17 protein-coding genes are annotated in these 20961 nt (G+C 64.9%); 10 read left to right on the plus strand and 7 right to left on the minus strand.

Annotated features, from left to right (window positions below):
* Positions 1-183: 183 nt before the first annotated feature.
* From AC1RUR_RS10930 to ugpB, 5 genes are all read right to left on the minus strand, one after another.
* Positions 184-1806: an ABC transporter substrate-binding protein gene (locus AC1RUR_RS10930; RefSeq protein ID WP_492843662.1), complete on the minus strand. Its 1623-nt coding sequence runs from the start codon at positions 1804-1806 to the stop codon at positions 184-186.
* 465 nt (positions 1807-2271) lie between these two features.
* Positions 2272-3207 (minus strand): aminoglycoside phosphotransferase family protein, encoded by a 936-nt coding sequence (locus AC1RUR_RS10935; RefSeq protein WP_492843664.1) that lies wholly within the window; start codon positions 3205-3207, stop codon positions 2272-2274.
* 75 nt (positions 3208-3282) lie between these two features.
* Complete coding sequence (locus AC1RUR_RS10940; protein WP_492843666.1) at positions 3283-3558, minus strand: protealysin inhibitor emfourin; 276 nt, start codon at positions 3556-3558, stop codon at positions 3283-3285.
* A 61-nt stretch (positions 3559-3619) separates the two neighbouring features.
* Positions 3620-4651: a M4 family metallopeptidase gene (locus tag AC1RUR_RS10945; protein ID WP_492843668.1), complete on the minus strand. Its 1032-nt coding sequence runs from the start codon at positions 4649-4651 to the stop codon at positions 3620-3622.
* Positions 4652-5086: 435 nt separating this feature from the next.
* The gene (gene ugpB, locus AC1RUR_RS10950; RefSeq protein ID WP_492843670.1) at positions 5087-6409 is read right to left on the minus strand and encodes a sn-glycerol-3-phosphate ABC transporter substrate-binding protein UgpB; all 1323 of its coding nucleotides are present in this window, start codon (positions 6407-6409) and stop codon (positions 5087-5089) included.
* Positions 6410-6647: 238 nt separating this feature from the next.
* Here ugpB and AC1RUR_RS10955 point away from each other — a divergent pair, with 238 nt between their 5' ends.
* From AC1RUR_RS10955 to AC1RUR_RS11000, 10 genes are all read left to right on the plus strand, one after another.
* Complete coding sequence (locus AC1RUR_RS10955; RefSeq protein WP_492843672.1) at positions 6648-7643, plus strand: TRAP transporter substrate-binding protein; 996 nt, start codon at positions 6648-6650, stop codon at positions 7641-7643.
* 54 nt (positions 7644-7697) lie between these two features.
* The gene (locus AC1RUR_RS10960) at positions 7698-9728 is read left to right on the plus strand and encodes a sensor histidine kinase (protein ID WP_492843904.1); all 2031 of its coding nucleotides are present in this window, start codon (positions 7698-7700) and stop codon (positions 9726-9728) included.
* Positions 9698-11443: an ATP-binding response regulator gene (locus AC1RUR_RS10965; RefSeq protein WP_492843674.1), complete on the plus strand. Its 1746-nt coding sequence runs from the start codon at positions 9698-9700 to the stop codon at positions 11441-11443. Before AC1RUR_RS10960 ends, AC1RUR_RS10965 begins: the two co-directional genes overlap by 31 nt.
* A gap of 10 nt (positions 11444-11453) precedes the next feature.
* Entirely contained in the window at positions 11454-12191 is a 738-nt protein-coding gene (locus tag AC1RUR_RS10970; protein ID WP_492843676.1) for a response regulator, read from the plus strand.
* A 440-nt stretch (positions 12192-12631) separates the two neighbouring features.
* The gene (locus AC1RUR_RS10975) at positions 12632-13243 is read left to right on the plus strand and encodes a sigma-70 family RNA polymerase sigma factor (RefSeq protein WP_492843678.1); all 612 of its coding nucleotides are present in this window, start codon (positions 12632-12634) and stop codon (positions 13241-13243) included.
* Positions 13244-13743: 500 nt separating this feature from the next.
* A complete protein-coding gene (locus tag AC1RUR_RS10980; protein WP_492843680.1) occupies positions 13744-14442 on the plus strand; it encodes a cytochrome c biogenesis CcdA family protein in 699 nt (232 codons plus the stop codon).
* A 29-nt stretch (positions 14443-14471) separates the two neighbouring features.
* Positions 14472-15035 carry a thioredoxin family protein gene (locus tag AC1RUR_RS10985; RefSeq protein ID WP_492843682.1) on the plus strand — a complete coding sequence of 188 codons (564 nt, stop codon included), beginning with the start codon at positions 14472-14474 and terminating at the stop codon, positions 15033-15035.
* Positions 15036-15138: 103 nt separating this feature from the next.
* The gene (locus AC1RUR_RS10990) at positions 15139-16113 is read left to right on the plus strand and encodes a hypothetical protein (RefSeq protein ID WP_492843684.1); all 975 of its coding nucleotides are present in this window, start codon (positions 15139-15141) and stop codon (positions 16111-16113) included.
* A 351-nt stretch (positions 16114-16464) separates the two neighbouring features.
* Complete coding sequence (locus tag AC1RUR_RS10995) at positions 16465-17058, plus strand: L,D-transpeptidase (protein ID WP_492843686.1); 594 nt, start codon at positions 16465-16467, stop codon at positions 17056-17058.
* Between the two features lie 110 nt (positions 17059-17168).
* Positions 17169-18206 carry an amino acid ABC transporter substrate-binding protein gene (locus AC1RUR_RS11000; RefSeq protein WP_492843906.1) on the plus strand — a complete coding sequence of 346 codons (1038 nt, stop codon included), beginning with the start codon at positions 17169-17171 and terminating at the stop codon, positions 18204-18206.
* 165 nt (positions 18207-18371) lie between these two features.
* Here the strand turns inward: AC1RUR_RS11000 and AC1RUR_RS11005 are convergent, their stop codons facing one another.
* A complete protein-coding gene (locus AC1RUR_RS11005) occupies positions 18372-19511 on the minus strand; it encodes an acyl-CoA dehydrogenase family protein (protein WP_492843688.1) in 1140 nt (379 codons plus the stop codon).
* Between the two features lie 138 nt (positions 19512-19649).
* A complete protein-coding gene (locus tag AC1RUR_RS11010) occupies positions 19650-20864 on the minus strand; it encodes an acyl-CoA dehydrogenase family protein (RefSeq protein ID WP_492843690.1) in 1215 nt (404 codons plus the stop codon).
* Between the last annotated feature and the right edge of the window lie 97 nt (positions 20865-20961).

Here is a 20961-nt window from a genome sequence, read left to right on the forward strand (position 1 = left end):
GGAGAGGGTTGGGGTGAGGGGTAGCCCCAAGCGAGGTCGGAGTTCGTGGCTACCCCTCACCCGTCTCGCCGCTGCGCGGCGAGCCACCCTCTCCCACAAGGGGAGAGGGAATGAGAGAGCTGCGCTCGCCTCACTCGATCGGCAAAAACCTGGAGTCGCGGCCGCGTCGCGCGCCATCACGCCTCACCCCTTCGCCATCGCGCGATAATCCAGGCGGCGGTGGAACCAGTATTGATAGCCGCTGATGTTCTTCTGCATCGCGACGTTGACGAAGGGCTGGTACAGCGGGATGCGCGGGACGTCGGCGTAGGCGAGATCGACAAAGCCCTTCACGTCGGTGTCGTAGGTCGACATGTCGCCGGTCGCAGCCGCATTGCGCGCGCCGTCGATCAGCTTGTCCATCGCCGCCGACTTGTAGCTCATGGTGTTGAAGACGGAATTGTTGCCGTGATAGCACCAGTAGAAGAAGTATTCGGGGTAATCGAGCCAGCCCGAGAACACGTTGGTGAAGAGCGGCATCTCCTTCTTGTTCAGCTCGGTGCGCCAGTTGGCGCCGGGCACCTTGTTGATGGTGGTCTTGATGCCGAGCTGGGCGAGCGATTCCTGCACCAGCACGCAGAGCGGCTCGTTGACGCCGGCGAAGTTGAGGTCGAAGGAGATCGTGGTCTCGAAGCCGTTGGCATAACCGGCTTCAGCGAGCAGCGCCTTCGCCTTCTCCATGTCGGTGTTGTATTTGTGCTGCTGCGGCCATGCGACTTCGGTCGCCTTGTCCCTGGCGGCGCCGAACATGGGATTGCCGAGGCCGAACAGCACCGCGTCCATGATCTTCTGGTAGGGCAACGCATAGGCGATGGCCTGCCGCACCTTCACATTGTCGAACGGCGGCTTGGTCACGTTCATGCCGATATACTGGATGCCGTTGGAGAACGGCAACGACACCACGTTGAGCTTGCCGCTCGCCTTCATCTCCTGGAAATCCTTGAACGGCAATTCGTAGGAGATGTCGGCGTCGCCGCGCTCCAAGAGCGCGCGGCGGTTGCCGGCCTGTGGCACCATGCGCCAGATCACGCGCTTGATCTTCGGCAGGGGGCCGCCGACCCAATCCTCGTTGCGCTCCATGATCACTTCGGTGCCGGCGGTCCACTTCGTCACCTTGTAGGCGCCGGAGCCCGCGGTCTGCTGCTTGGTGTATTCGAGACCCCAGGGGTCCTTCTCGCTGGCGTTCTTCTTCACCAGCTCCGAATTGACGATGCAGGGCACGATGACGGCGAGGTCGGGAATTGTCAGCCGATCCTTCTTGGCGAAATCGACCCGCACCGTGGCGTCGTCGACCACCACGAACTGCTCGGGCTTGGTCAGCGAGCCCGCGCTCATCTGGAAGGTCGGGAAGCCGCCGACGCTGACGGCGCGGTCGAGCGACCATTTCACGTCCTTGGCGGTCACAGGCGCGCCGTCGTGGAATTTGGCGTTCTTCTTCAGCTTGAAGGTGACCGACATGTCGTCGATCTTGAAGTCCTCGGCGAGCTCGCCCTTGAACTTGTCGCGGTCGTAATAGGGCACGCCGCCGGGGCCGCTCTTCATCTCGTGGCTGATCAGCCGGTCGTAGCAATTCCAGGACACCTCATAGCCGGGCACGTTGGTGCCGACGCCGTGGATGTCGAGATTGTTGGGGCCGCCCTCCGAGACGATCAGCAGCGTCTCCGAACGGGCGTCGGCCTTGGCCGAGGAGATCACGGAGGGCATGGCCGGAAGCGCCGCGCCTGCGGCCAATCCGGAAACGGACTTGAGGAAATCGCGGCGCTTCATGAAATCGCTCCAACACAAAAGTTTCTGGTTGGAACCGGATTCGCAAGGTTCGTGCCAAAGCTTAACGGAGGCTTACGTCGCTACTAATTAGTTGATATCATATAGGAAAATTAACGAGAGAGGGGGGTGGCGCTGAGGCCGCGACCTTGACCGTTGCATACAAAGAAGCGCATTTGCCTAATTTCTGGACCAGAAACGAAGCTCGCTCAATTTGATAGCAAATCTTTGGCGTCGTCCCGGCGAAGGGCCGTCCACCCCAACAAACCGCGTGATCGGTCGGTCAAGGGAGGTCGCCGTACCAGGGCAAGGACGAGCAATTGCTCGTCTCCGCCAAACTCCGCCCAGGGAGTATGGGTCCCGGCCTTCGCCGGGACGACACTTTTGTTGGGTGAGCCACGCCCCGCCCCTCACTGTCGTCCTGGCAAAAGCCAGGACGACGGCTTTGATGAGGTCGGCGGCGGTGGGTTATTCCGCCCAGATCAGCTCCTGCAGCTCGCCGAGATCGTTCGCCTTGTCCTGCCAGCCCGCGATGCAGACGTGGCTGTTGAGATCGCTGGCCTGGTGCAGCAGCATCAGGGCCATCAGGCGCCGCTTGAGCGCGGCATCCAGCTTCGCATAGCCAAAGCCTTCGAGCAGGCTGCGCACCCTCCCCGGCCGGCCTGCCGCCATGAAGGCGCTGGGGCCGAGCAGATCGTAGTCACGCCAGCCCGCACGCACGTCGCCGAAGTCGAACAGGCCTGTGAGCGACCATGCCCCGTCATCGCAGGCGAGCAGGAAGTTCTCCGGAATGTATTCGCCGGTCAGGATCACCGGCGGCGCGTCCATCGGGATGAGACGGGCCGCGTCGCGCAGGAGATCGTCGAGGCCATCGAGGAATTTCGGCGCAAGGCCGAGCCGTGTATGCCGCGCCCTGCAGCCCTGCATCTGGGCGCGCATGAAGTCGTCCCAGCGCGGCTCGATCCCGGCGAGAGGACCGAGCGGCGCCCGCTGCACGGCCGCGATGGTCCCGCCGATCTGGCGCAGCACACGCTCCTTCTGGTCTTCCGGCAGGGACGGCCAGACCTCCGAGCCGAGCGTGCCTGATAGCCGCGTGATGACGAGATAGGGCCAGCCGTCACGCATCCCTTCGGCGACGATCTCGGGGATCGGCAAGTGAAGGCGACCCGCGAGCTGGGTCAGCGAGCCGCGCTCGGAGACGAATTGCGCGTGGAGCAGCGGCGGGAAAATCTTCAGGATCAGGCGCTCACCCAGGCCGACCACGAGATTGGTGCCTGTTCCAAACACATGCGGCGAGCTGATATCGAGGCCATGCCCGCGCGCGATGTCGAGCGCGATCGGCAGCCATCGGGATTGGTCGGCGCGCAAGGCGCGATAGGCCTCAAGGCTCGTCGACGCGGACATGCCCCAGGCGCCCCAAGAGCCCGAAGCATCCGGCGGCAGCGTCTCCTCCATCACAGCGCCAATCCGGCCCTCGTCCTACTCCAGGACATCCTTGACGCTGTTCTTGATGGTCGAGGGGACCGCATGCTCGGGGACTTCGATGGTCCTGGCTCCGCGCGTGATCCGGTAACTGAACGCGTCGGCCTGGCCCCGCTGCGCGGCAGGGACCTTGGCCGGATCGGCAAACAGCTGCTCCACCGTCTTCTGATCGGCGGGCGACAGATCCGACAACGCCACTTCACCGCGGCTCTTGAGGTGAGGGCCGCCGAAGCCGGCGAACCCTCCGACGCGCTCGATCTTCAAGCGATCCACGCTCTCTTCCTTTCGTAACGCGCTTTTCGTAACGCGCTTTTCGTGACGCGCTGTACCCGGCCTACAGCCCGACCTTCTTCCATCCCGCATCGACGGCGGCGAAGACGGCGGGGTCGCCGGGATACAACGTCTGGGCACCCTGCCGGGTCCGGGCCGCGAATGCCTTCATCGTCATGTGCGGCATCGGCCCGAAACCCGTCAGCGAATGGTACCACACCTGCCCGATCTTGGACCAACTGTATCCGCCAAGCGTCGTGCAGGCCGTGGTGAAGGCGAGGTTCGGCGGCCCGCTCGCGTAATGCGGGTCCATGCCGGGCGTCACTTGCGAATATTTGGTCGGTTGCGGCGCCAGACAGTGCTTGGCGGCGGGATCGGCCATGTCGCGCAGGCAGGTGAGCCCCTTCTTCTTGGCCGCCGGACCCATGATGTCCTTGCCGATCAGCCAGTCCGCCTTCTTGACGTCCTGCTTGGCCTCCCATTGCCGGAACATCGAGCCGAAGCAGTCGGAGATGCTCTCGTTGAGGCCGCCGGCATCGCCGCTATAGGCGAGCTGGAGGCTGTGCTGGGTCACGCCATGGGTCAGTTCGTGGCCGATGACGTCGTTACCCCTGGTGAAGTCGACGAAGATGCTGCCGTCGCCGTCGCCATAGATCATCTGCGATCCGTTCCACATCGCATTGTTGTACTTCTCGCCGAAATGGACCGACGACATCATGGTCATGCCGTGATCGTCGATCGAATTGCGGTTGAAGACCTGCTGGTAGAACTTGGACACCTTGGTGGTCTGGTTGAAGGTGCGCTTGACGGAGCCGTCCGAGGACGCCTTCGGCTTCGGGATCGGAGTCCCCGGCAGCGTCTGCGTGTGCTTGCAGTCGTAGACCGTGACGGACGGCGCCGCGGCCAGCGTGACCAGGCCGGCGGAGCGCGCCGCCACCACGTTGGTCAATTTCGCCGTCTGCGTCCGCAATTCACGCAGCTCATGACTGACCTGGACCGTGTCGACCAGCTGCTTGCGAAGCACAGCGGACAGCTTCTTGTCCTGGGAAAGTTTCGTCAGAACGTCGTTCGGGATGATGCAACATGAGCAAGGCATTGATGATCTCCGTGAGCTGAAAATGGATGGATCAAACAATTTCGAGATGATTCCTGCCGGCGAGCGGCAAGCGCCGGCACCGACTCGGGCGTCACGCCTTCGGGATTATCGCAGGGACTAGACCCGTTGCGTGTGAGCTCGCACACACTTCCGGGTTGAGGGATATTCGATCGGATTGGCCGTCGACTAAGGCTCGCGCGTGGTGCGCGAGCGGCCGCCAGCTCCAGAGCACGATGAGATTAGGTTTGAATGCGGCAACGAGGGAGGTGTGCCCCCTCCCCCGCTTGCGGGGGAGGGTTGGGGAGAGGGTATCTCCGCAATCGAGAACCCCAAAGAGGAGAGAACCCTCACCCGGCGCGTTGCGCCGACCTCTCCCGCAGGCGGGAGAGGTGCACCGAGCCCGCGGCGACCTGATTCAACCCAAGCCCTTCCGCTTTATCGTTCCGGGCTGGCGCGCTCGAACTGGCGGAGCAGCTTGTTGCCGCGCTCGACCGCGGAATCCAGTGCGCCTTGCGCGCTCTTCTGGCCGGCAAAGGCCTGCTCCAGCTCGTCCTCGATCGCGCCGCGGATCAGCACGAAGGAGCCGAGCCGGATGCCCTTCGAATTCTCCGTCGGCGGATGCAGCGTGATCTCCTCGAACGAGATCGCCGAGCCCGGATTGCGCTCGTAGAAGCCTTGCGCGCGCGTCAGCTCGAAGGCGGCGCGGGTCACGGGCAGATATCCAGTGTTCTGGTGCCAGGCGGCCTGCACGCCGGGCTGCGACAGATAGGCGAAGAACCGCGCCACGCCCTTGTATTCCTCGCGCGGCCGGTCGCGCAGCACCCACAGCGTGGCGCCGCCGATGATCGAGTTCTGCGGCGCGTCCTTCACCTCGGGCCAGTACGGCATCATGCCGTAGCCGATCTCGAACTTGGAATTCGCCTTGATGTCGGCGCGCGTCGCCGAGGAGCCGATGAAGATGCCGCACTCGCCGGTCTGGAAGCGCGGCTCGGCCGACTGGCCGCGGCCGCCATAGTCGAACAGTTTCGTCTTTTGCCATTCGGCGAGCTGGGCAACGTGCTTGACGACGACCGGATTGTTGATGGTCAGTTCGGCGTTCAACCCGGCAAAGCCGTTCGCGCGCGTGGCCAGCGGCAGATTGTGAAACGCGGAAAAATTCTCGACATGGATCCAGGACGGCCAGGACGTGGTGAAGCCGCACGCCGCGCCACGATCGCGCAGGCGCTTTGCGATCGCGCCAAGCTCCGGCCAGGTCTTCGGCGGCGTCTCCGCATCGAGGCCCGCATCGCGGAACATGGTCTTGTTGTAGTAGAGGATCGGCGTCGACGAGTTGAACGGAAACGACAGCAGGTTGCCGGCCGCATCGGTGTAGTAGCCGGAGACGGCGGGCAGGTAGTCGTTGAGCGAGAACGGCTCGCCCATGTCCCGCATCAGGCTGAACACCGGATAGATCGCGCCCTTGGCCGCGGTCATGGTGGCGGTGGCGACCTCGTTGACCTGGACGATCGCGGGCTGGCTGCGCGAGCGGAAGGCGAAGATCGCCGCCGTCACCGTCTCGGTGTAGTTGCCCTTGTAGGTCGGTAGGATGCGGTAATCCGGCTGCGAGGCGTTGAAGTCGGAGGCGAGCTTTTCCAACTGCCGGCCGAGTTCGCCCGACATGGCGTGCCACCACGCGATGTCGGTGGCGGCGTTTGCCGGCGCGATGAACGTGATGGCCGCGGCGGTGGCGGCAATTTGCAAAAGGCGCCAAGCTGACATCACGATCGATGATCCTGTCTCGCGAACAAAAGGCGGCCCTTGCCAGGCAGGCCTCTTTGACCCGGCCTTGGCCCGCCCACCTGCTTAAAGTGCCGCCTTTGCGGATTCAATCAGGAATGACGATCGGCCGCGTCGCACAATCGGACGACGCCCCGCGGGATGGCCTTCCCTTAACCTTCTGCTAGATTGCATTGAACCTTTTGATCCCGCCCTAGACTCCACCACTGAGGGGTTGAGTGTGCCAGTGTTGAACCGTGCCGAACTCTCGCGGACCGGGGTGGTTTTTGTCGCGCTTCTGCTCGCCATCTGCGCGACGAGCGCCGATGCGCGCGAGTTTCGCGCCGCCGACACCCAGACCGAGAACTACCCGACCGTCCAGGCGCTGCGCTACATGGGCGCGCTGATCGCCGAGCGCACCGGCGGCCGGCATGAAATCAAGGTGTTTCACTCCCGCCAGCTCGGTGAGGAAAAGGAGACCATCGAACAGACCCGGGCCGGCGCGATCGACCTCAACCGGACCAACGTGGCGCTGATCGGCAACTTCGTCCCGGCGATGAACGTGCTGGCGATGCCGTTCCTGTTCCGGTCCATCGAGCACATGCAGAAGGTGCTGGACGGACCTGTCGGTAGCGAGATCCTCGGCAGCTTCGAGCCCTATGGCTTCGTCGGGCTCGCCTTCTACGATTCCGGCGCGCGCTCGATCTACAACGGCGTCCGCCCGGTCGGAAGCATCGCCGACCTCCGGGGCCTGCGGATCCGGGTGCAGCAATCGGAGTTGATGAGCGAGATGATGCGCTCGCTCGGCGCCGAGCCGGTCGAGATGCCCTACGGGCAGGTGCTGACAGGGCTTGCCAATCACCTGGTCGACGGTGCCGAAAACAACTGGCCATCTTTCGTGACGACGGACCATTACAAACATGCCGGCTACCTCGCGCTCACCGAGCACACGATGAGCCCCGAAGTGCTGGTGATCTCGCTCAAGGCCTGGCGCAGCCTCTCGGCCGACGACCAGACCATCTTCAGGGAGGCCGCGCAGCGCTCCAGCCGGTTCATGCGCGAGAAGTGGCGCGACCTCGAGGAGCAGTCGCAGCGCAAGGCGATCGAGGCGGGCGTCGTCATCGCCAGGGATATCGACCGCAAGCCGTTCGAGGACGCGATGGCGGCGATCTACGCCAAGGCCGGCCGCGATCCCGCCGCGGCCGCACTGATCGAACGCATTCGCAAGGTGGAGTGAGCCCCGTTGGCCGCGCCAGGACACAGCGAGCACGCAGACAGGCCGCCCGGCCCGATCGGGCGGCTGCGCGCGCGCCTCGTCGGCGTGCTCCGCGCGGTACCGATCCGCTGGCGCATCCTGTCGATCGCGGCGCTGAACTCCGCCGTGGTCGTGGTGCTGGTGGCGCTGATCTGGAACGGATCGCAAGTGCTGGGCTCGGCCTGGGACGACGTGCGCCGGGTGCGGGAATCCGACCGGATCCTGGCGCTGCTCGAAAGCGAGACCGGGCGCCTGCACAATCTGATCCACCGCTACATCAACCAGCCGAGCCCGGACCTGTTCGCCGAGATCCTGCTGCTGCGCGAGGCGGTGCTGGGCACCCTGACCAACCGCGCCGCCAAGGACCCGATGCTGTCAGGCTCGGTCGAGGAGCTGGAGCGCACCACCGACCGCTTCCTCAACGGCTTTGGCGAGCTGCGCAGCGTCCAGGCCACCATCGCCAGGACCTATGAGGACCAGGTGCAGGGCCCGGCCAGGGACATGGCGGGCCTGTATTCCATCATCGAAGGCGCCACCGGCCATCGCGACGCGCTGATCTGGCCATCGCTCGGCAAGTCGCGCGAGGCCTTCACCGCGATGCTGGTCGCGGCCAATTCCTATTATCTGTCGCTGTCATCGGGCGCCGCCGACGACGTGCGGCGCAACACCGAGACGATCGAGAAGACCATCCCCGTGATGATCGATCTCGCCGACAACGACCTCCAGCGCATGGCGCTGCAACGGCTGGCTGCCCGCACCACGGCGCTGCGCGAGGGTTTTGCAAAGCTCTCCGAGCAGCTCGCGAGCCGCACCGAGCTGCTGCGCAACACCATCGACGCCAGCCAGGCCGAGGCGATCGGCGCCATCGACGACCTCTCCACCATGATGCGCCAGCGCGAGCAGAAGGCGCAGGAGACCTTCGACCGTACGCTGGCGGACATTTCTCGTCGTGTTCTTTCCATTGCGGTGATCTTCCTCGGCATCATCCTCACCGCCGGCGTGCTGATCGCGCTGTCGATCCGCCTGCCGCTGCAGCAGATCATGGCCGCGATGCGCGCGATCACGCTCGGCGACCTCGACCGCGAGGTGCAGGGCACCAAGGCCCGCGACGAGGTCGGCGCCATGGCGCGCGCGGTGGAGGTGTTCCGCGAGAACGCGATCGCGAAGCGCCAGACCGAGGACGAGCTGCGCGCCTCCAAGGAGAAGGCCGAGAGCGCGCTGCTCGAGCTCAACACCGCGCAGCAGAATCTGATCGACGCCGAGCGGCTCGCCGCGCTCGGCGGCCTCGTCGCCGGCGTCGCCCACGAGGTCAACAACCCGATCGGCATCAGCCTCACCGTCGCGTCCAGCTTTGCCCGGCGCAGCGAGATCTTCGAGGCGCAGCTCAAGGGCGAAGGCGGCCTGCGCCGCTCGCAGCTGGAGGAGTTCGTGCAGGCCTCGCGCGACGCCTCGCAGCAGCTGGTCGGCAACCTGACGCGCGCCGGCGAGCTGATCCAGTCGTTCAAGCAGGTCGCGGTCGACCGCTCCCACGCCGAGCGGCGACAGTTCAGCTTGAGCGAAGCCACCGATCAGATCATCGCCAGCCTGCGCCCGGTGCTGAAGCGCTCGCCGATCACGCTCCAGGTCGACGTGCCCGAGGGGCTGCTGCTCGACGGCTACCCCGGCTCCTACGGCCAGATCCTGACCAATTTGTTCCTCAACGCCGCCAACCACGCCTTCGCCGACGGGCGCGCCGGCACCATCACGATCTCGGCGCGGCCGCGCGGGGCCGACGACATCGAGATCATCTTCACCGATGACGGGGCCGGCATGAGCCCCGACGTGCAGCGCCAGGCCTTTGACCCATTCTTTACCACCCGGCGCAATGAAGGTGGCACGGGACTCGGGCTCCATATCGTCTATAACCTCGTGACCCAGCAGCTCGGCGGTCGCATGATGCTGGAATCCAAGCTGGGACAAGGCACCACTTTTCGCATTATCATGCCCCGCCTCGCCAAGGGCGGCGCGCAAAGCACAGAGACTGACGGGACTTCTCAATGGCCGAACAGGACGATGTCCTCCACCTGATCGACGACACCGGTACCGCGTCGGAGGATACGGACGCCCGGAAATGGAAGATCGCCGTCATCGACGACGATCCGGCCGTGCATGACGGCACGCGTTTTGCGCTCTCGGACTATTCTCTCAACGGCCAGGGCCTGGAGATCCTCTCCGCCCATTCCGCGGCCGAAGGCCGCAAGCTGATGGCCGCGCACAACGACATCGCCGCGGTGCTGCTCGACGTCATCATGGAGACGGATGTCGCCGGCCTCGAGCTGGTCGAGTTCATCCGCAACGAGCTCAAGAACGAGACCGTGCGCATCATCCTGCGCACCGGCCAGCCCGGCCAGGCGCCGGAGCGGCGCGTGATCGTGCAGTACGACATCAACGACTACAAGGCCAAGACCGAGCTCACCGCCGACAAGCTGTTCACCTCGCTGACCGCGGCGCTGCGCTCCTACCAGCAGCTCGAGCGCATGGTGCAGACGAGGCGCGGGCTCGAGATCATCATCGACGCGGCATCCACGCTGTACGACTTCAAGTCGATGCAGCGGCTCGCCGAGGGCGTGCTGACCCAGCTCGCCTCGCTGCTCAACGTCGATTGCGCCGGTATACTGGTCCTGCGCGACAATGGCGGCGTCGACCCCGAGCTCTCGGTGCTCGCCGGCAGCGGCTGCTACAGCCGCTTCATCGGCACGACATCATCCAAGGCACTCGACCCTGATCTGCGCGTGATGGTGGAAGCCGCCTTCCAGGGTCGCAAGAACGAATTCGCCGACCACCGCAGCGTGATCTATTTGCGCACCGGATCTGGCCGCGAGGTGGTGGTGCTGCTCCAGGCCGAGCGCGAGCTGTCGGAGACCGACCGCTCGCTGGTCGAGATCTTCTCCTCCAGGCTCTCGATCGCCTTCGACAACGTCATCCTCTATCAGCAGCTCCAGGACGCCAACACCCAGCTGGAAGACCGCGTCGCCCAGCGCACCCGCGCGCTGATGCAGGCCAACCGCCGCCTCTCGGCGCAATGGCTGCGGCTGCAGCGCGCCAACGGCTTCAAGAACGAGATTCTGGGCACCGTCGCGCACGATCTGAAGAATCCGCTCGGCGTCATCCTCGGCCGCACCGAGATGCTGAAGGAGCTGATCTCGACCGGTGCCTCGTCGGGCGGCGTCGTCGCCCAGGTCGATCACATCCGCGACGCCACCAAGCGCCTGACCACGATGGTCGATCACCTGATCTCGGACGCGATGGCCGATGCCTTCGACATCACCATCCGCCGCGAGCCGGTCGACGTCGCGGCCCTGGTCAAGGAGGTCGCCGAGGCCAACCAGCCGCTCGCCGTCAACAAGCAGCAGGCGATCAGCGTCACCGCGCCGTCCAACGTCGTCACCATGTGCGACACCGACCGCATCCGCGAGGCGATCGACAACCTCATCAGCAACGCCATCAAATACTCGCCGATCGGCGGCAAGATCAGCGTGGCCGTCACCCACGAGGCCAGCGACACCATCGTCCGCGTCAGCGACGAGGGCGCCGGCCTGTCGCCGGAGGATCTCGGCCGCCTGTTCGGCCGGTTCCAGCGGCTATCGGCAAAACCGACCGCGGGCGAGAGCTCGACGGGGCTTGGGCTTTCCATCGTCAAGCGTATTATCGACATGCATGGCGGCGAGGTGACCGCCGACAGCGACGGCCCCGGCAAGGGCTCGACCTTCACCATCACCCTCCCCGCGACCGAACTGCCGTGATCTGAAGACCATGACCCAAAGCCAGCACATCATGATCGTCGACGACGAGGCCCCGGCCCGGGAGATGGTCGGCGATTACCTCAAGATGCACGGCTTCACCGTGACGCTGTGCGACGGCGGCAAGTCGCTCCGCGCCGCGATCGACGGCAGCATGCCCGATCTCGTCGTGCTCGACCTCAACATGCCCGAGGAAGACGGGCTGTCGATCATCCGCGACCTCAAGAGCCGCATCAACGTGCCCGTGATCATGCTGACGGCGACCGCGAGCCCGATCGACCGCGTCGTCGGCCTCGAGCTCGGCGCCGACGATTACGTGGCAAAGCCCTGCGAGCTGCGCGAGCTGATGGCGCGCATCCGCTCGGTGCTGCGCCGAAGCGTGCCGGCCAAGGCCGCGGCGCCGGAGGCTGCGGCTGCGAAATCGGACAAGGACCAGCTGGTGCGCTTCGGCACCAAATGGCTCGACCTCGAAGCCCAGGCGCTGCGCGACGACGAGGGCAACGAGCATCCGCTCACCGCATCCGAATTCGGGCTGCTCAAGGTGTTCGCGGCCAATCCGAAGCGCGTGCTGTCGCGCGAGCGCCTGCTCGAGCTCGCCAATGCGCGCGACGCCGAAGCCTTCGACCGCGCGGTTGATCTGCGCATCATGCGCATCCGCCGCAAGATCGAGCCGGACCCGGCAAAGCCCGCCGTGATCCGCACCATCCGCGGCGGCGGCTATCTGTTCTCGCCGGCCGGCGAGAAGGCGTAGCTCTCCGATGTCGTCCTAGCGAAAGCCAGCGAGGTGCCGGTAGGGTGGGCAAAGCGGAGCGTGCCCACCATTCTCTCCATACTCGCGAAAAGATCGTGGGCACGGCGCTTCGCGCCTTTGCCCACCCTACGAGATCTGTGGTTATCGGTCTCGGCCTTCGCCGGGACGACATCGAATTTGAGGCGACGCCGAACGCAAGACCCGGAAATACGTTCCCGCCGCTCACCGCGCCGCCAAATCCCCCATCCCCGTATTTTCCGTACATTGAAATTCCACGCTTTTTTGCCCCGAATGTTTCGTCGTGGCCTGTCCGACGAAACAATTTGGCGGCGCACGAAACCATTTTCCGCTTTTCGTGCAGACGTCCCGAAACGTTCGCTCATTAACACTTTGGTCCAAGGAAACGCCGCTCGGTTGCGGCGCTACGGGGAGCCAAGTCTATGCGGAACGTCATCGCCATCAACGCCCAGGCCAGCCAGAGCATCATCGCCGCTCAGGCGACTTCGGACGATATGCTTCTGGAAAGCATTGCCGACGGCAACCGGACGTCGATGCACATCCTCTATTGCCGGCACAATGTGCGGGTTTATCGTTTCATCCTGCGTATCGTGCGCGACGCCACCACGGCGGAAGACCTTGTGAGCCAGGTGTTCCTCGACGTGTGGCGCACCGCCGGCCAGTTCCAGGGCCGCTCGCAGGTCTCGACCTGGCTGCTGTCGATCGCCCGCTTCAAGGCGCTGACCGCGATGCGCCAGCGCCGCTTCGAGGACATCGACCAGGAAGACGTGCGCCAGATCCCCGACGATTGCGATACGCCGGAGACTTCGCTCGACCGCAGCGACACCAGCGCCATCCTGCGCGCCTGCGTGCAGAAACTGTCACCCGCGCATCGCGAGATCATCACCCTCGTCTATTACCATGAGAAGTCGGTGGAGGAGGTCGGTCAGATCATCGGCATCCCCCAGAGCACGGTGAAGACGCGGATGTTCTACGCCCGCAAGCAATTGGCTGATTTGCTTAAGGGCGCTGGCGTCGATCGCTTCGCCGCCTGAAAGTTCATGATTTCAAAGGGATAGGACCGGTTTACCAGCCCTATCCCCGGACACGGAAGTGTTACCGCGGACGAAACAATTGAAACAAAGCACAACATCAGGCGGAAAAACTTCCCTCCTATAAAGCTCACATACGGTTTCGTTAAACCTCCCAAGACCTCCAACGACCCGGACGGGATGCCCCCCTCCGGGTCGTTTTGTATTTGGGGGCGGGCGATGCCCGCCACAGGCTCGGTGCACCTCTCCCGCTCGCTCGCGGGGGGAGGTCGACGCGCCCCGGGTGATGCGAAGCATCGTCCCGCGCGCGGCGGGTGGGGGCTCTCTCCTCTTGGGGAGTCTCGCTCGCGGAGAGAGCCCCCACCCCGGCCCTCCCCCGCAAGCGGGAGAGGGGGCGCACCACCGTCGTGGCAGCAGCGTTCTCCGTCACGAAGCCGTGACGCCACGTAACGACCCGCGTACCCATCCCGAACTGCCCTCGTGACCTCCTTCACGAGTGCTCCATGCTCGACCTGATCTTTGCCGTCCTCGCCGGCATCCTCACCATCGCCGCGCCGTGCACGCTGCCGATGCTGCCGATCCTGCTCGGCGCCTCGATCGGGCGCGCGGGACATCTGCGTCCCGCGATGATCGCGCTCGGCTTCGTCATGTCGTTCTCCGCGACCGCACTGCTGCTCGGGGCGATCACGCGGCTGTTCGATTTCGATCCGAACGTGCTGCGCGAGGCGGCGTCCGTCCTGCTGCTCGGCTTCGGCCTGCTGATGCTGTGGCCGGCGCCGTTCGAGTGGCTGTCGATCCGTCTCAATGGCTGGCTCGATCTCGGCAATTCCGGCACCACGCAGCGGGAGGGTGCGCTCGGCGGCCTCATCCTCGGCACCACGCTTGGCCTGGTCTGGACGCCCTGCGCCGGCCCCGTGCTCGGCTCGATCCTGACCCTGGTGGCAACCCAGAAGAACGCCACCTGGGCCGGCACGCTGCTGGTCGCCTACGCCATTGGTGCTGCGATCCCGATGCTGGGAATAGCCTATGGCGGACAGGCCGCGACCACGCGCGTGCGCAGCCTTTCGCGGATCTCGCCGCGCCTGCAGCAGGGATTTGGCGTCGTCGTGATCGGCTTCGCCCTCGCTGCCTATTTCCAATACGACACGCTGATCGTGGCGTGGCTCACCGGCTTCTATCCCACCGGCCAGATCGGCCTGTAATCACCAAACACACCCCGGAGGACGCTTCCATGACAACCAAACTGCTCGCCGTTTCCGCCGCCCTGATCGGCTTCGCCGTGACCGGTGCCGTCATCCCCGGCCTCTGTGACGAGGTTGTGCGCGCAACGCCGATCCAGGTCGCCGCCGCGAGCCAGCAGTCCGCGCCGGACTTCGCCGGCATCAACAATTGGTTCAACTCCAAGCCGCTGAGCCTTTCCGACCTCCGCGGCAAGGTCGTGCTCGTCGACTTCTGGACCTATGGCTGCGTCAACTGCGTCAACACGCTGCCGCACGTCACCGACCTCTATGCCAAATACCGGGATAAGGGCCTGGTCGTGGTCGGCGTGCACACGCCGGAATTCCCGTTCGAGCGCTCGGCCTCCAATGTACAGGCCGCACTGAAGCGCCACGGCATCACCTATCCGGTGGCGCAGGACAATGATTCCAAGACCTGGAACGCCTACCGCAATCAATATTGGCCGGCGCAGTACATCATCGACCAGAGCGGCAAGATCGTGTTCCAGCACGCCGGCGAAGGGGCTTACGACGATATCGACCGCACCGTGGCCAAGCTGCTGAACGTCAGCAGCTGATGCGGCACGGACATCGCGCGGCTGGTGTCACCTGACGCCCTTGTTGCTTGACTCCACGAACCCGTCCGTGGAGTTTCGCGAGCAACGGAATCAGCCGCCCGCGATGGACGACGCGACCACCAGCTCCGACATTCGCCTTCGTGAAGGGTCCTCGATCGCGCAGCGGCTGATCGTGGCCGGCTGCGCGGCCGCGGTTGCGCTGTGTTTTACGCCCGGCCTGTTCACGCATGACACCCTGGAAATCATCATCTCGGTGGTGGCGCTGCTCGTGGGGGCAGGATTCGTCGTCGGCATCATGGTGGCGCCGGCGGTGGTGTGGATCATCACGCCGAACGAGATCCTGATCGGGCGGCAAAGTCCGTTCGGCAAGCTGCGCACGCGGATCATCGCGAAAGATGACATCACGGCGCTACAGGTTCCCGGCAGCAAGCGGGGGAAGGCCCGTTTTCAGCTGGTGTTCACGCTGGCTTCCGGGGAACGCCTGACCTCCCCGCCGATCTCCGACGTCACCCATGTTCGTGACACCGTGGCCCGGATCGCGGCGCAGTTCGAAGTCCCCAATGTCGAGAATCCCGCCAATCCGCTCGACGCCAGCAATCCCGAGATGCAGCTCGGCGAGCCGCTGGAGGCGTTTTCCGCGCGGGACATCAGGATCGTGTCGCTGATCGCCGTCGCGTTGTCCGCCCTGCCCTACGCCTACAAGCTCTGGCGCGGATGGCCGCCGAGCCATGTCGATATCCTGCTGCTGCCGCTCGGCGTGCTCGCCGCGTTCGCCGTGCACCGCTACGCCAACCTCGTGACCGGCGCGTTCTGGATCATCCGTGAGAGCGATATCCGTGTCGAACGCCTGTGGGGCGACGGCAGCCCGCGCGCCGACCATATCGAGGGACACGACGTGAAGACCATCGCGGTCGAGCGCCGCGGCCGGTCCGAGGACGAGCACTGCATCGTCGTGATCCGATTGCATTCGGGACGAAGGTTTCGCAGCCCCCGCATCGGCTCGCGGCTCGAGGCCCGCGCCGTGGGCGCCGAAATCGTCCGGCGGCTCGGGATCGCGGCGGGGAGCAACAGGATCTAGTGCGAATTGACGGCGCATCTCACCGCGGGCGCGGTCTGCGCCTCTCCCGCATGCGGGAGAGGTCGGCGCGCAGCGCCGGGTGAGGGTTCTGTCCTCTTGGGGAGTGTCCCTTTGCGGAAACACCCTCTCCCCGGCCCTCCCCCGCAAGCGGGGGAGGGAGCGCACCGGCCTCTTGGCCACAATCACGGCTTTTCACGCCATCCCCTGTTTGTGGCATTGCGAAGGACCCGTCAAAAAAGCAAAGCATTCTCGTGACATATCAGGGCGGCGCGCCATCAACTTGCCATGAACCTGCCCCTCAGGTTTGATGCTTCTGAATGATTTGCGCTGTGGCAGCGGGGAGAGCTTGAGATGACGGATTTTCGTCGCCTGACCGGGATATTTGCGGCTGCGATCGGCCTCGCCCTGTCGATGCCCCAGGCCTTCGCCCAACAGCCCGATCGCGGAGACGAGCCGGGCCTGGTCGCCGACGACGCCTACCAGCTCGAGCCGGAATGGCAGAAGCAGGTGGTCTATTTCCGCACCACCGAATCGCCGGGCACCATCATCATCTCGACCGCCGAGCGTCATCTCTACCTGGTGCAGCCGGGCGGGCGTGCGATCCGCTACGGCATCGGCGTCGGCCGCGACGGCTTCCAGTGGCAGGGCCTGGTGAACATCACCAACAAGAAGGAGTGGCCGGACTGGACGCCGCCGCCGGAGATGATCCAGCGCCAGCCGTATCTGCCGCGTTTCATGGCCGGCGGCCCCGGCAATCCGCTCGGCGCCCGCGCCATGTATCTCGGCACCACCGTCTACCGCATCCATGGCACCAACCGTCCCGATACGATCGGCACCAAGGTGTCCTCGGGCTGCTTCCGTCTCGTCAACAATGACGTCGCCGATCTCTACGATCGCGTCCCTGTCGGCACCAAGGTGGTCATCCGGCAGAAGCCCGAACTCTAAGAGCATGATTGGAGCATGATCCTTTCGGACAGCCGCTGCGCGCTCTTCCGGATCATGCTCTCCGTCCCCGCCTGAATTCCTCTTCCCGAATATTTCGAGAGAACAACATGATGCGCACTTTTCGAGGCGGCCTGCTGATCGGGCTCGCGGTCGCCGTGCTGGTCGCCGTTCTGGCCATCATCTATGAATTCTACGACACCCGTACCCTCAAGCGCACGGTTCGCCGCGGCGAGGTGCTGTGCGGCGTCAACAAGGGCCTGCCGGGCTTCTCGTACTCCGAAGACAACAAGAACTGGTCCGGCTTCGACGTCGATTTCTGCCGCGCCGTGGCCGCGGCGATCTTCAACGACCCGGGCAAGGCGAAATTCATCCCGCTCGATGCCAGCGAGCGCTTCAGGGAATTGCAGAGCCGCAAGGTGGACATCCTCTCGCGCAACTCGACCTGGAGCATGGCGCGCGAACTCGACTACGACCTCTATTTCCCTGCGGTCGCCTATTACGACGGCGCCGGCTTCATGCTGCCGCGCGCGCGCAACAAGGAGACGTCGCTGGATCTGAACGGCAGCAAGGTCTGCGTCCAGGCCGGCACCACGACCGCGCTCAACGTCGCCGATTACTTCCGTGCCAACAACATGAAGTATGACGAGATGAAGTTCGACAAGCTCGATGAGGTCGTGAAGGCCTACGACACCGGCAAGTGCGACACGTTCGCCGCCGACGTCTCGCAGCTCTATGCGCTCAGGCTGAACCTGACGAAGCCCGGCGACCACATGATCCTGCCCGACATGATCTCCAAGGAGCCGCTCGCCCCCGTGGTGCGCCAGCGCGACGACGACTGGATGATGATCGTGAAGTGGACGCTCTACGCGATGATCAACGCCGAAGAGCTCGGGGTCACCTCGGAGAACATCGACGAGGCCCTGAAGTCGAAGAAGCCGGAAGTGATGCGGCTGGTCGGCACCGAAGGCAATTACGGCGAGCAGCTCGGCCTCACCAAGGACTGGGTCGTCCGCATCATCCGCCACGTCGGCAATTACGGCGAGATGTACGAGCGCAACATCGGCGAGAAGTCGAAGCTGAAGATCCCGCGCGGGATGAACCAGCTGTGGAACGCGGGTGGCGTGCAGTACGCACCGCCGATGCGGTAACGGCGGTTTCTCCGGTGTCGTCCCGGCGAAGGCCGGGACCCATAACCACCGGCAGAAGTTGTAGCGGAAGCTGGCAACTCCGAGTCTTCGCCAAACTGCTCCCTGGGGGTATGGGTCCCGGCCTTCGCCGGGACGACACCTGCTAGTGGGGCACTGCGCCCCGCCTCAATACCCCCGCGCCCGCGCCAGCTGCTCGGTGTGGTAGTTCGCATCGCCGAACAATTCCTCGCACACCCGCGCGCGCTTCATGAAGAAGCCGATGTCGAATTGGTCGGTCATGCCCATGCCGCCGTGCATCTGCACGCCTTCCTGCACCGCGCGCGTGGCGGTGGTGCCGGCGCGCGCCTTGGCCACCGCAACGGCTGAGGCGGCCTTGGCGACGTCCGTATCCAGCGCCTGGAGCGCCTTCATGGTGGCGGCGCGGGTGATCTCGATGTCGACATAGAGCTCGGCGGCGCGGTGCTGGAGCGCCTGGAACTCGCCGATCAGCTTGCCGAACTGCTTGCGGCTCTTCAGATACTCGATGGTGCGGCCAAACACCTCTTCGCTGAGGCCCACCATCTCGGAGGCGACCGCGCCGCGGCCGATGTCGAGCACGCCGTCGAGCAGGGCTGCGCCCTGATCGACCTCGCCGAGCACGCTGTCGGCATTGACCTCGACATTGGCAAGCTCGATGCGCGCCGCGTTGTGCGCGTCGACCATGATGGTGCGCTCGATCGCGACGCCCTTGGCCTTGGGGTTGACCAGGAACAGCGTCAGGCCGTCACGCTCGCCGGCCGCGCCCGCGGTGCGCGCGGCAACGATGAAGAGATCGGCGACGTGGCCGTCCACCACCAGCGCCTTGGCACCCGAGAGCTTGAAGCCGTTGCCCGACCGCACGGCCTGCAAGTTGGTCTGAAGCGGACGATGTTTTGCGCCCTCATCGACCGCGAGCGTCGCCAGCAGCGAGCCGTTCGAAATCTTCGGCAAGAACTCCGACTTCTGCGCGGCGTTGCCGCCGCGGTTCAGCGCGGAGGCCGCGACCACGCTGGTGGCGAGGAAGGGCGAGGGCATCAGGGTGCGGCCGATCTCCTCCATGACCACGCCGGCTTCCATGAAGCCGAGGCCGCTGCCGCCGAACTCTTCCGGCACCAGCAGGCCGGCAAAGCCCATCTCGGCGAAGGAATGCCAGAACTCCTTGGAGAAGCCGGTGGGGTCCTTGGAGTCGCGCAAGTGACGCAGGTGCGACACCGGCGCCTTGTCGCTGATCAGCCCGCGTGCGCTGTCGCGGAGCATCGATTGTTCTTCGGTGAGGACGAGGGCCATGGTGGGTTCCAACAAAGTTCTGTTCGACTGGATTCGGTGCTGACCTTCATGGTGAGGAGGCGCGGAGCGCCGTCCCGAACCACGAGGCCTTCCTGCAAGACGCGGCCTGACGGCCGCTCCTCAGGATGAGGACTCTTGCTAGGCCCCCGGCAGATCGAGAATGCGCTTGGCGACGATGCCGAGCATCACTTCGCTGGTGCCGCCTTCGATCGAGTTGGCCTTGGTGCGCAGCCAGGCGCGCGGGCGCGCACCCTGCCTCGAGCGCTCGCTCTCCCATTCCAGCGAATCGACGCCGCCGGCCGACATCAGGATCTCGTAGCGGCGCTTGTTGAGTTCCGTGCCGTAATATTTCATCGCCGACGAGAACGCCGGATGCGCCTGCCCCGCCTTGGCGAGATCGACGGCGCGCTCGGCGCAAGCCGCGAGGGCGGCTTCATCGACGTCGAAGCTGGCGATCTTGCCACGCAGCATCGCATCGTCGAGCTTGCCTTGCGTATCTGACCCGACCGAGTCGGCCGCGATCTGGCCGAGCGGGCGGCCGACGCCGCGCTCGCCCATGCCGGAGATCATCGCGCGCTCGTGCTGGAGGAGATATTTCGCGACGTCCCAGCCGCGGTTGACGGTGCCGACGACATGCGATTTCGGCACGCGGACATTGTCGAAGAAGGTTTCGCAGAACGGCGAGTAGCCTGAGATCAGCAGGATCGGCTTGGTCGTCACGCCCTTCGAGGTCATGTCGAACAGGATGAAGCTGATGCCGTCGTGCTTCTTCGCCGCGGGATCGGTGCGCACGAGGCAGAAGATCCAGTCGGCGTAGTTGGCGTAGGAGGTCCAGATCTTCTGGCCGGTGATGACGAAATCGTCGCCGTCGCTCTCGGCACGGGTCTGGAGCGAAGCGAGATCCGAGCCGGCGTTCGGCTCGGAATAGCCCTGGCACCAGCGGATCAGGCCCGCCGCGATCTTTGGCAGATGCTCCTTCTTCTGCGCCTCGTTGCCGTATTTCAAAAGCGCCGGCCCGAGCATCCAGATGCCAAAACTCGACAGCGGCGGACGCGCGCCCATCCTGGCCATCTCAGCGCGCAGCACCTTGTGCTCGGCCGCGCTCAATCCACCGCCGCCATACTCCTTCGGCCAATCCGGCACGGTCCAGCCCTTGTCGCGCATGCGCTCGAACCAGACGCGCTGCGGCTCGGAGGCGAATTTTGCGTTGCGCCCGCCCCAGAACACGTCGGCATCCGACGTCGCGGGCTTGCGCATTTCCGGCGGGCAATTGGCTTCCAGCCAGGCGCGCGTCTCAGCGCGGAATTGTTCGAGATCGGCGGTCTCAGTCTCGCTGGTTTTAGAGTCAGTCATTGGTCGTTTCCATCACTCAAAATCGACTTGTTGCCGCGGACTCTGGGCCATCGCCTCGTGGAATTCAACCACTTCCGTGGCGCTGCATTCGGCTATA

It is taken from the genome of Bradyrhizobium sp. GW821-FHT12B03 (genome assembly GCF_058807535.1).

Excerpts from the sequence above, each read along its gene's own strand:
- AC1RUR_RS10930 (WP_492843662.1), bottom strand. The coding sequence starts at position 1,806 with ATGAAGCGCCGCGATTTCCTCAAGTCCGTTTCCGGATTGGCCGCAGGC.
- AC1RUR_RS10935 (WP_492843664.1), bottom strand. The coding sequence starts at position 3,207 with ATGTCCGCGTCGACGAGCCTTGAGGCCTATCGCGCCTTGCGCGCCGAC.
- AC1RUR_RS10945 (WP_492843668.1), bottom strand. The coding sequence starts at position 4,651 with ATGCCTTGCTCATGTTGCATCATCCCGAACGACGTTCTGACGAAACTT.
- ugpB (WP_492843670.1), bottom strand. The coding sequence starts at position 6,409 with ATGTCAGCTTGGCGCCTTTTGCAAATTGCCGCCACCGCCGCGGCCATC.
- AC1RUR_RS10965 (WP_492843674.1), top strand. The coding sequence starts at position 9,698 with ATGGCCGAACAGGACGATGTCCTCCACCTGATCGACGACACCGGTACC.
- AC1RUR_RS10970 (WP_492843676.1), top strand. The coding sequence starts at position 11,454 with ATGACCCAAAGCCAGCACATCATGATCGTCGACGACGAGGCCCCGGCC.
- AC1RUR_RS10975 (WP_492843678.1), top strand. The coding sequence starts at position 12,632 with ATGCGGAACGTCATCGCCATCAACGCCCAGGCCAGCCAGAGCATCATC.
- AC1RUR_RS10980 (WP_492843680.1), top strand. The coding sequence starts at position 13,744 with ATGCTCGACCTGATCTTTGCCGTCCTCGCCGGCATCCTCACCATCGCC.
- AC1RUR_RS10985 (WP_492843682.1), top strand. The coding sequence starts at position 14,472 with ATGACAACCAAACTGCTCGCCGTTTCCGCCGCCCTGATCGGCTTCGCC.
- AC1RUR_RS10990 (WP_492843684.1), top strand. The coding sequence starts at position 15,139 with ATGGACGACGCGACCACCAGCTCCGACATTCGCCTTCGTGAAGGGTCC.
- AC1RUR_RS10995 (WP_492843686.1), top strand. The coding sequence starts at position 16,465 with ATGACGGATTTTCGTCGCCTGACCGGGATATTTGCGGCTGCGATCGGC.
- AC1RUR_RS11000 (WP_492843906.1), top strand. The coding sequence starts at position 17,169 with ATGCGCACTTTTCGAGGCGGCCTGCTGATCGGGCTCGCGGTCGCCGTG.
- AC1RUR_RS11005 (WP_492843688.1), bottom strand. The coding sequence starts at position 19,511 with ATGGCCCTCGTCCTCACCGAAGAACAATCGATGCTCCGCGACAGCGCA.
- AC1RUR_RS11010 (WP_492843690.1), bottom strand. The coding sequence starts at position 20,864 with ATGACTGACTCTAAAACCAGCGAGACTGAGACCGCCGATCTCGAACAA.